The sequence below is a fragment of the Kitasatospora sp. NPDC058032 genome (assembly GCF_042885845.1).
In the GTDB taxonomy this organism is placed as follows: Bacteria; Actinomycetota; Actinomycetes; order Streptomycetales; family Streptomycetaceae; genus Kitasatospora.
The window spans coordinates 25,926-35,630 of the sequence record NZ_JBHVRK010000030.1; the positions used below are offsets into that span (position 1 = coordinate 25,926).

9 protein-coding genes are annotated in these 9,705 nt (G+C 75.0%); 4 read left to right on the plus strand and 5 right to left on the minus strand.

All coding sequences use genetic code 11. The features are described 5' to 3' along the window. Positions 1-59: 59 nt before the first annotated feature. Entirely contained in the window at positions 60-992 is a 933-nt protein-coding gene (locus ACFVUH_RS32215; protein ID WP_355375590.1) for a 3-oxoacyl-[acyl-carrier-protein] synthase III C-terminal domain-containing protein, read from the minus strand. Between the two features lie 147 nt (positions 993-1,139). On the opposite strand from ACFVUH_RS32215, the gene ACFVUH_RS32220 reads away from it, so the two are divergent. From ACFVUH_RS32220 to ACFVUH_RS32235, 4 genes are all read left to right on the plus strand, one after another. Then, positions 1,140-1,439 carry a hypothetical protein gene (locus ACFVUH_RS32220; RefSeq protein ID WP_355375587.1) on the plus strand — a complete coding sequence of 100 codons (300 nt, stop codon included), beginning with the start codon at positions 1,140-1,142 and terminating at the stop codon, positions 1,437-1,439. Then, positions 1,436-2,647, plus strand: a complete 1,212-nt coding sequence (locus tag ACFVUH_RS32225; protein ID WP_355375584.1) for a glycosyltransferase — start codon at positions 1,436-1,438, stop codon at positions 2,645-2,647. Before ACFVUH_RS32220 ends, ACFVUH_RS32225 begins: the two co-directional genes overlap by 4 nt. A gap of 175 nt (positions 2,648-2,822) precedes the next feature. Beyond that, positions 2,823-3,728, plus strand: a complete 906-nt coding sequence (locus tag ACFVUH_RS32230) for an ATP-binding cassette domain-containing protein (RefSeq protein WP_387916982.1) — start codon at positions 2,823-2,825, stop codon at positions 3,726-3,728. A gap of 31 nt (positions 3,729-3,759) precedes the next feature. Next, on the plus strand, positions 3,760-4,524 hold the full coding sequence (locus ACFVUH_RS32235) for an ABC transporter permease (protein WP_387916984.1): 765 nt from the start codon (positions 3,760-3,762) through the stop codon (positions 4,522-4,524). A 177-nt stretch (positions 4,525-4,701) separates the two neighbouring features. Here the strand turns inward: ACFVUH_RS32235 and ACFVUH_RS32240 are convergent, their stop codons facing one another. The 4 genes from ACFVUH_RS32240 to ACFVUH_RS32255 are packed head-to-tail and all read right to left on the minus strand — an operon-like array spanning position 4,702 to position 8,981. Continuing rightward, entirely contained in the window at positions 4,702-6,105 is a 1,404-nt protein-coding gene (locus ACFVUH_RS32240; RefSeq protein ID WP_387916986.1) for a PLP-dependent aminotransferase family protein, read from the minus strand. Next, the gene (locus tag ACFVUH_RS32245) at positions 6,102-7,043 is read right to left on the minus strand and encodes an alpha/beta hydrolase (protein ID WP_387916988.1); all 942 of its coding nucleotides are present in this window, start codon (positions 7,041-7,043) and stop codon (positions 6,102-6,104) included. The genes ACFVUH_RS32240 and ACFVUH_RS32245 overlap by 4 nt, the downstream gene beginning before the upstream one ends. A 26-nt stretch (positions 7,044-7,069) precedes the next feature. Beyond that, positions 7,070-7,843 carry a methyltransferase domain-containing protein gene (locus ACFVUH_RS32250; RefSeq protein ID WP_387916990.1) on the minus strand — a complete coding sequence of 258 codons (774 nt, stop codon included), beginning with the start codon at positions 7,841-7,843 and terminating at the stop codon, positions 7,070-7,072. Positions 7,844-7,889: 46 nt separating this feature from the next. After that, complete coding sequence (locus ACFVUH_RS32255; RefSeq protein WP_387916991.1) at positions 7,890-8,981, minus strand: alpha-hydroxy acid oxidase; 1,092 nt, start codon at positions 8,979-8,981, stop codon at positions 7,890-7,892. Positions 8,982-9,705: the final 724 nt, after the last annotated feature.

Genomic DNA, 9,705 nt, shown 5'->3' on the forward strand with positions numbered 1-9,705 from the left:
GTGGAGTGGGGTCGGGGCGCCGGACAGCCGGCGTACTGAAAAAGGTCGCTGACGAGCCGTCAGTGCTCGACGACCATGGCGGAGAAGGTCGCTCCGATACCGGCGGAGGCGATGAGGTAGCGGTCGCCACGGCCGAGCAGCCCCCGCGTGGTGGCGGTGTGCAGGTTGATCAGGCTGTCCGCTGCGAAACTGTGCCCCACGGCGGGCACGTTGTCCAGCACCACCTTCCCGATCGGGAAGCCGATCCGGCGCGCGATCATCCGCCAGGAGGCCTGGTTGACGTTGTGCGGAAGCAGCAGCGCGAGGTCGGAGAGGTCCAGACCGGCCTGGCCGAGGGCGGCCTCGATCGCCTCGACCATCACCGCCGGGTACTCGCGCTGGTAGCGGGCGAGCAGCTCCGGGTCCTCGGCCAGCCGGCCGTCGAACTCCGGGCGCTGGCGCACCGCGTAGGACAGCACGCGGTCCCGCTCGCCCTCGGCGCTGACCAGGCAGGCCGCCGCGCCCTCGGCGAAGATGCCGGTCTCGGGCACCACCTGGGCGTCCTTGGTGAAGGTCTTCTCCCCGGCGAGCACCAGGGCCAGCGCCTCCCGGTCGGGTTCTCCGGCGAGCAGGCGTCCGGCCAGGTCGACGGCCAGCAGGCCGACCGCGCAGGCGTGGTGGGTGACGGTGAAGGCCTGGGCGTGGCCGAGGCCGTAGCGTCCGAGCAGGTCGTGCAGCGGGTTGAGCGGGTATGGCACCGCCACCGGCATGCTGCGCGCGTGGATCACGAAGCGGACGTGCCGTTCGCGTCCGCGCAGCTCCGGAAGGGCGTCGACGGCGGCGCCGAGCAGGTCGGGCAGCGTCCCGTCCGGGTCCAGTCGCAGCTGGTCCAGGCCGTGGAAGCGGCGGAAGAGTCGAAGTTGACGTGGGGTCAAGCCGATGCGCTCACCCACTGCCTCGATGGGCACGATGTGGTGGGGGAGGTGAACGGCCACTGCCTCCAGTGCGGTCACGCGGGCTAGTATTCCCACGCCCGACGGGTCCGCACAAGTGATCTCGGGCGGTTGCGGCACACATCCCGCACACCTCGCCGACGGAACGCGCACCCCCGGTGCCGCCGTCCCCCGTCCCCCGCTTCGTCGAGCCGGTGGAGTCCCCGGATGACCGATCGTGAACCACCCGTCGCCGTGCCGCCGGTCCGTGCGGCACTGGTGTCCCTCCTGGCCGAGGCCGCGCAGGCGCCGCCCGGCTGGGCCTCGCGGGTGACCCCGCAGGCCCGGCTGGACGGCGACCTGCTGCTCGACGAGACCGAGCTCGCGGCGCTGCACGAGGCCCTGCGCCGGGACTTCGGCCCCTCGGTGGACCTCGCCGCGCTGCGGGCCGGGCTGGACCTGGCCGGACTGGAGGCGCTGAGCGTCGCCGACGTCGAGCGGCTGCTGCCCGCGGAGGACGCCCGATGAGCCGCTTCCTGCTGGTGGTCCCGCCGCTGACCGGGCACGTCAACCCGACCGTGGGCCTGGCCCGGGAGCTGGTGGCGCGCGGCCACGAGGTGGCCTGGACCGGCACCGAGTCGGCGCTGCGACCTCTGCTGGGGCCCGACGCGGCGGTGTTCGGCACCGGCACCCGGGCGTTCCGGGCACAGGGCGGGCACGGGCTGGCCGCCGTCCGCTCGCTGTGGCAGGGGTTCATCGTCCCGTACGCGCGGTTCACCGTGAAGGCGCTGGACGCGGCGGTGCGCGAGTACCGGCCGGACGCGCTGCTGGTGGACCAGCACACGCCGGCCGGGGCGCTGGTGGCGCACCGGCACGGGCTGCCCTGGGGCACCCTGGCTCCGGGCGCGATGGAGCTGGGACGGCCGCTGCGGGCGCTGCCGCTGGTCGAGCAGTGGATGTCCGACCTGCTCCGCGGCCTGTGGCAGCGGGCCGGGCTGCCCGCGGAGGAGTACACCGACCCGCGGTTCTCCCCCGCGCTGGTGCTGGCCTTCACCGGCCCGGCGCTCACCGGTCCGGCGCTGACCGGGGCGGAACCGACCGGCGCCGAGGCGCTGCCCGCCCAGTACGCCCTGGTGGGGCCGGTGCTGGCGGACCGGCCGGCCGATCCGGCCTTCCCCTGGGAGCGGCTGCTGCCGGGGCGCCGGCGGGTGCTGGTCACCATGGGCACCCTCTCCGGCGAGCTGGGCGCGGACTTCCTGGCCCGGGCGGCGCGGGCGCTGGAGCTGGCCGGGCCCGGCGTGCAGCCGGTGTTCGCGGCGCCCGGCGAGCTGCTGCCCGAACTGCCCGCCGAGGCGGTGGCGGTGGACCGGGCGCCGGTGCTGGAGCTGATGCGGCGCGGGGCACTGGACGCGGTGCTGTGCCACGGCGGGATGAACACCGTCGGCGAGGCGCTGGCGCACGGGCTGCCGCTGGTGACGGCGCCGATCCGGCACGACCAGCCGTTCGTGGCGGCGCAGGTGGCGGCGGCCGGGGCCGGACTGCGGGTGCCGTTCGCCCGGGTGACGCCGGATCACCTCGCCGGCGCGCTGCGGAGCGTGCTGGAGGAGCCCGGGTACCGGGCGGCGGCGGCCCGGGTCGGATCCGAACTGCTCGCCGGCGGCGGGGCCGTGACGGCCGCCGACCGGGTGGAGGCACTGGTCGCGACGGCTGCCCGTAGGGCCAATCCATTGGTCTAGGCCATTGTTTCCGGGGCGCCGTTCACCCTAGGGTGGCCCGCAGCACCGCTTCCCAGGTGCCCCGCGCGCCGCCTTCCCGGCGCCCCGGCAACCCATCCCCGCTCGGGAGTTCTGGTTGATCGAGACCAAGGGGCTGAGAAAGTCCTACCCTTCCAAGAAACGCGGCCAGCCCCCCGTGGACGCCGTCCAAGGCATCGACCTGGACGTCGAGCCGGGTGAGATCTTCGGCTTCCTCGGCCCCAACGGCGCCGGGAAGACGACCACCCTGCGCATGCTCGCCACCCTCATCCGACCGGACGGCGGCGAGGCCCGGATCGCCGGCGCCGACCTGTTCGCCGACCCCGCCGAGGTGCGCCGCCGGATCGGCTACGTCGCCCAGGGCGGCGGCACCACCGACGCCGTCACCGCCCGCGAGGAACTCGTGATGCAGGCGCGGATGCACGGCAAGGGCAAGGCCGAGGCGCTCAACCGCGCCGAGGACGCGCTCAAGGCCTTCGAGCTCACCGAGTTCGGCGACCGGCCGTGCCGCACCTACTCCGGCGGCCAGCGCCGGCGCGTCGACATCGCGCTCGGCGTCATCCACGCGCCGAAGGTGCTGTTCCTCGACGAGCCGACGGTCGGCCTCGACCCGGCCAGCCGCGGCCACGTCTGGACCGAGATCCGGCGGCTGCGCGACGAGGGCATGACCGTCGTCGTCACCACCCACTACCTGGACGAGGCCGACGCGCTCTGCGACCGGGTCGCCATCGTCGACCACGGCGGCATCGTCGCCGAGGGCACGCCCGAGGCGCTCAAACGCGAGATCTCCGGCGACGTCGTGCTCATCGGGCTCGGCGCCGGCGAGGCCGAACGGGCCGCCAAGGCGCTGCGCGAGCAGCCCGACCTGCCCGAGCTGCACCGCCTGGAGCTGAGCGGCGAGGACGGGGTGCGGCTCTACCTGGACGACGGCGCCGCCGCCGTCCCGCGCCTGCTGCGGGCCCTGGACGGGGCCGGCGTCGTCACCGGCACCGTGCAGCTGCAACGGCCCAGCCTGGACGACGTGTTCCTGGCCCGCACCGGCCGCTCCATCGAGCAGTCCTGACCGCACCTCCGGATCCCTGAGGAGGGGCCCCATGAAGCTCGCCCGCGACACCTGGCTGGTCTTCCAGCGCCAGCTGCTGCTGATGTGGCGAACACCGGTCTGGATCGCCGTCGGAGTGATCCAGCCGATCTTCTACCTGCTGCTCTTCGCGCCGCTGCTCAAGCAGGTGCTGGAGCCGATGGGCGCGCACACCTACGCCGAGGCCTACCAGATCTACGTGCCCGGCCTGTTGGCCGTGCTGTGCATCTTCGGCGGCCTGTACACCGGCTTCAGCCTGCTCGGCGAACTGCGGGCCGGGATCATCGAGCGGGCCCGGGTCACCCCGGTCAGCCGGCTCGCCCTGCTGCTCGGCCGGGCCCTGCGCGAGATGGTGGCGCTGCTCGTCCAGGCGGTGATCATCACGCTCATCGCGCTGCCGTTCGGCCTGCGGGTCGGCCCGCTGGACCTGGTGCTGGCCTTCCTGCTGATGGGCCTGCTCGCGCTGATGACCTCGGCGATCTCCTACGGGATCGCGCTGGTGCTGCCGGCCGACGAGGCGATGGCGCCGGTGGTGAACACCCTCGCCCAGCCGATCGCGCTGCTGTCGGGCACGCTGCTGCCGCTGGCGCTGGCGCCGGTGTGGCTGCAGACGATGGCCAAGTGGAACCCCTTCTACTGGGCCGTGGAGGGCATGCGCTCGCTGTTCTCGGGCCACGTCGGGAACAGCGTGGTCTGGCAGGGCCTGCTGGTGGTCACGGTGATGACGGCGGCGGCGGTGTTCTGGTCGGCGCGGCTGTTCTCGACCCGGGTGCGCTGAGCCCGGCGGGTCGGGTGGCCGGACGGCCACCCGACCGGCCACCGGACCGTCATCATCGGCCGGGCGCCCGCCGGTCGGTCGTCCCCGCGGCCACGAAGGCCCAGGCGGCCGTACGACGACGGCGGCGGTGCCCCCTGCTCCAGGGGCACCGCCGCCGTGGCGTTCCGGGCGCGCGGACTACCCCGCCGCCCCCCGGGCGGTCTCGGTGCGGATGAAGTCCGCCAGCCGGGCGACGCCGGCCACGACCCGGCCGGGCGTCAGCGAGCTGATCGAGAGCCGGAGCCGGTGCTCCCCGCCGCCGGCCGGGTAGAACGGCGTCATCGGCGTCCAGAGCACGCCGAACTCGCGCGCGCAGCGCTCCATCGCCGCGTCGTCGGCCGCGAAGGCCACCGTGAGCACCGCGAAGAAGCCGCCCTCCGGCACGTTCCAGGACAGCCCCAGGCGCTCCCGCTCGGCGGCCGGGAAGCACCGGTCCAGCTCGGCCAGCAGGACGTCCATGACGGCCGCGTAGTGGGCGGTGGCGGGCGCGTTGGCGGCCCGCAGCCGGCAGTCGTGGGTGAGCAGCATGCCGCCGATCACGGCCTGGCTGAGCGCCGGCGTGTTGACCGTCGTCATGCTCTTCAGCCGGGCCAGCTCGTCGGCCAGCAGGGTGCGCCGCCCGCCGGGGCCGAGCACCTCCTGGTCGGCGACGACGTAGCCGAGCCGGGCGCCGGGGAAACAGGTCTTGGCGAAGGAGCCCAGGTAGACGACCCGGCGGTGGCGGTCCAGCGCCTTGAGGGTGGGCCGCTCGCCGGGCCGCTCCCCCGCGTCCCGGGCGAAGAAGCCGTACGGGTTGTCCTCGATGACCAGCAGGTCCTCCTCGGCCGCCGCCGCCAGCAGTCGGGCGCGGGCCGGGACGGGCATCGAGGTGCCGGAGGGGTTGGCGAAGTCCGGCACCACGTACAGGGCGCGCGGGCGCCGGCCGGCGGCGCGGACCTCCCGGGCGGCGGCGCGCACGGCCGCCGGGTCCGGGCCGCCGTCCGGCCCCTCGGGGACCGGCACGGTGGTCAGGTCGAGCAGCCGGGCGGCGCCGGTGACGCCGACGTAGCAGGGCGAGCTGACCAGCAGGACGTCCTGCGGGCCGGCGCAGAGCGCGCGCAGCGCCAGCAGCATGCCCTCCTGGGCGCCGACGGTCAGCACCAGCGCCTCGGGGGCCACGGTGAGGTTCTCGTCGTGGGCCAGGGTGCGGGCGACCAGGTCGTTGATGATGCCCTTGGTCGGCCCGTACTGGAACAGGGTGGTGCGGATCGCGTCGCGGTCCAGGCCGCTCGCGGCCAGGTGGTCGAGGTAGGCGTCCAGGTAGACGGGGACGTCCTCGGGCTCGAAGAAGCCCTCGTAGGGGCGGCCGGGGGCGAAGGAGACCGCCTGCGGGTAGCGGGTGGTGACCTCGTTGAGGAAGGTCATCGCGTCCAGCAGCGGGTCCGCGAGGGAGCCGTGCAGCTCGCCGAGCGGGAGCGTGACGGCCTCGGCGGGTCGGTCCTCCGCGGGCGCGGCCGGCGCGGCCGGCGCCGAGGGGACGGTGGGGACGGTGGGGGCGCTCACGCGAGGGCCTCGCGCAGCCGCGCGGCCGCGTACGCCTGGGCCTCGGCGGCGCCGTCCAGGGTGCCGGTCATGGCGAAGAACCCGTGCGGCATGCCGGCCCAGCGCCGCAGCTCCACCGGCACGCCCGCCGCGCGCAGCGCCTCGGCGTACTGCTCGCCCTCGTCGCGCAGCGGGTCGTACTCGGCGGTGATGACGGTGGCGGGCGGCAGGCCTGCCAGGCTCGCGGCGCGCAGCGGCGAGGCGTGCGGGTGGGTGCCGTCCGCCGGGTCGGCCAGGTAGTGGCCCCAGTACCAGGCGACCGAGCGGCGGTTGAACAGCGCCGGGTCGTCGTGCTCGCGCAGCGAGGGGGTGTCGGCGCGGGCGTCGGTGTTGGGGTAGACGAGCAGCTGGTGGCGCAGCGCCGGACCGCCCTCGTCGCGGGCGAGCAGGGCGAGCACGGCGGCGAGGTTGCCGCCCGCGCTGTCGCCGGCGACGGCGAGGCGCCCGGTGTCCAGGCCGAGCCCGTCCGCGTGGGCGGCGAGCCAGCGGGCGGCGGCGGCGCAGTCCCGGACGGCGGCGGGGAAGGGGTGCTCGGGGGCGAGGCGGTAGCCGACGGAGGCGGTGGCGCAGCCGACGGCGTTGGTCAGCGCGCGGCAGATCGCGTCGCTGGTGTCGGGCGAGCCGAGGGTCCAGCCGCCGCCGAACAGGTAGAGCAGTACCGGCGACGGGCGGCCGTCGGCGGGCGGTTCGGGCCGGTAGAGGCGCAGCGCGAGTTCGCCGCCGGGGCCGGGGAGGCGGTGCTCCTCGACGGCGGCCACCGGCTCGGGGGTGCCCGCGGCGGCGCGGATGTCGGCGAGGTCGGCGGCACGGGCCTCGGCGACGGTGAGGCTGTAGAGCGGGGCCGTTCCGGCGCTCGCGCGGCGGTCGCGCAGCGCCTGGGCCTGGGGGTGCAGGGGCATCGGGGTTTCCTCGGGACGGGGCTGGGTCAGCGGTCGGCCTCGACGTAGACGGTCTCGTCGGTGCGGAAGGGGGTGTCCAGGTCGGCGACGTCGGTCCGGGCCCCCTCGCGGTAGGCGCAGTGGCGGATCCGCCCGGGCTCGAAGCCGGCCAGGGTGAGGACGTGCCGCAGCTCGTCGAGGTCGTAGATCCACTGGTGACCGTAGTGGCGGAAGATCTGGTTGACCAGGAAGGCGGGGCGCTGCGGCATCGGCGGGCCGAAGCCCATGGTGGTCAGCCGCCGGCGGTGCTTGGTGAGGAAGCCGTCCCCGGTGGCGTAGCCGACCAGGTAGCGGGCCAGGTCGGGGGTGGTGATCCGCAGCACGCCGCCGGGCCGCAGCACCCGGCGGGCCTCGCGCAGCCAGCCGACCGCGACGGGCATGGTGACGTGCTCGATGAGGTGCTCGGCGTAGACCCAGTCGACGCTTCCGTCGGCGAAGGGCAGCGGCTCGGCGATGTCGAGCTGGGTGAACCAGCGGTCGCCGTCGACCCGGTAGAGGGTGCCGGGCTCGGTGGTCGTGTCGGGGCCGCGCAGGGCGGTGAGGTCGGTGCCGAGGCCGGCCGGGTGGGCGGTGCGGAAGGCGGCGAACTCCAGGCCGGTGACGCCGAGGTCGGTGAAGTCCGCGTGGTCGTACGGGAGTCCGCCGGCGGCGGCTTCCAGCGTCCGACAGGTGGCGACGTCGGCGCTGAAGCGGTCGAGCTGCTCGGCGAGGCCGTCGGGGTCGTCCCAGTCCCAGCCGGGGAAGGCGTCCTGTCTGCTCATGGTGTCGGTGTTCCGATCGTTGCGTCGGGGTGCGTGGGCGGGAGGGTCAGCGCGGCCAGGGCGCGAGGGCGGTGCGGTCCAGGTCAGCGACCGCGGGTCGGCCCAACAGGGCCATGGTGTGCTCCAGTTCGTCGCGCAGCAGGTCGAGGACGCGGGTCAGGCCGGCCTCGCCGCCGGTGGCCAGTCCCCAGAACGCCGGGCGGCCGACCAGGACGGCGCGGGCGCCGAGGGCGAGGGCGACGGCGATGTCCGCGCCGCCGCGCACCCCGCCGTCGAGCAGCGCCGGGAGGTGCGGCGGCAGCGCGTCGACGACCTCGGGCAGGGCGGCCAGGGCGGGCAGCGCGCCGTCGAGTTGGCGACCGCCGTGGTTGGAGACGACGACCGCGTCGACGCCGTGCTCGGCCGCGAGCCGGGCGTCCTCGGCGGTCAGCACGCCCTTGAGGACCAGCGGCAGCCGGGTGCGTTCGCGCAGCCAGGCGAGGTCGGACCAGGTCAGGGTGGGGTCGAACTGTTCGCGGGCGTGCTCGGCGATGCCCGAACTGCCCTGGCCGGCGCGGTGGCTGGCGGCCATCAGGGCGGGGTCGAGGTTGACCGCGCGGATCTCCGGCGGGACGGCGAAGCCGTTGCGCAGGTCGCGCAGCCGGCGGCCGATCCGGGGGGCGTCGACGGTGAGCAGCAGGGCCGCGAAGCCGGCCGCCTCGGCCCGTTCCACCAGCGCGGCGAGGGCGTCGCGGCGGCGCAGCCAGTAGAGCTGGAGCCAGAGCGGGCCGGTCGCGGCGGCGGCGATCTCCTCCAGGGTGCGGCTGGCGAAGATTCCGGCGACCAGGAGGGCGCCGGCCTTTCCGGCTGCCCGGGCGGTCGCCGTTTCGCCGTCCGGATGGACCAGTCGGTGGTAGGCCATCGGGGCAATTCCGACCGGCAGTTGCAGGGTACTGCCGAGCAACTCGACGGCCGGCGCGCAGATGGAGACGTCGACCAGCGCGCGGGGGCGGAACGCATAGCGTCCGAACATTTCCCGGTTGGCCGCCACGGTGCGTTCCGAACCGCTGCCGCCTTCGACGAAGTCCCATACTTCTGGGGGCAGTTGGTCGCGCGCAGCGCGTTCGATCCCGGCCAGTGTGAGTGGTGCCACGGGCATCCTCGTTCCCGGACCGGCCGCGTTCGGACCGGTCCACGGATCGGCAGCGTAGGAGGTCTGCACCACATTGGTATAGACCTTGATTTGACCAATCGTCTGTGCAATGGTCTGGCAACGGAATTGGACGTATTGCTTGTGATGTCATGTGAACATCGTCCGGTGTCCATGACAAATCTCCTCACTGTGTGGAGTGGCGTTGACCGGCTTTTCCCCTTCTTCACCGCCGCCCGCCTCACCCCCGCACGCCGATGCTCCCGCCGACTGGGTCGACCGGGTGCTGCTGGCCGGTCCCGGGGGTGAGGAGTGCCTCCGTTTCGGCACGCCCGTCGACCGCGACGCCCTGCGCGCGCTGGTCGCCGAGCAGACCGAACGGCTGGCCGCGGCCGGCCTCGGCCCGGGCGGCACCGTCGCCCTGCGGCTTCCGCCCTCCCTGGGCTTCGTCGCCGTGCTCCTGGCGGGCTGGCGACTGCGGGCCCAGGTCGCTCTCCTGGACCACCGCCTGACCGACCACGAGGTCGAGCTGGCGGTGGGCCGACTGGCCCCGCAGGTGCTGGTCGGCTCGGCCTCGCGGCCCGCGGCCGCGGCGCTGCGCGGCTACTCGCCGGCCGACCCGGTCGCCGTCCGGCTGCCCGCCGGACGGCCCGCCGGGCCCGGCCCCGCGCGGGGCCCGCTGAGCTCCGGCGCGACCGGCCCGGCCCAGGTGATCGCCCGGACCGCGAGCGAC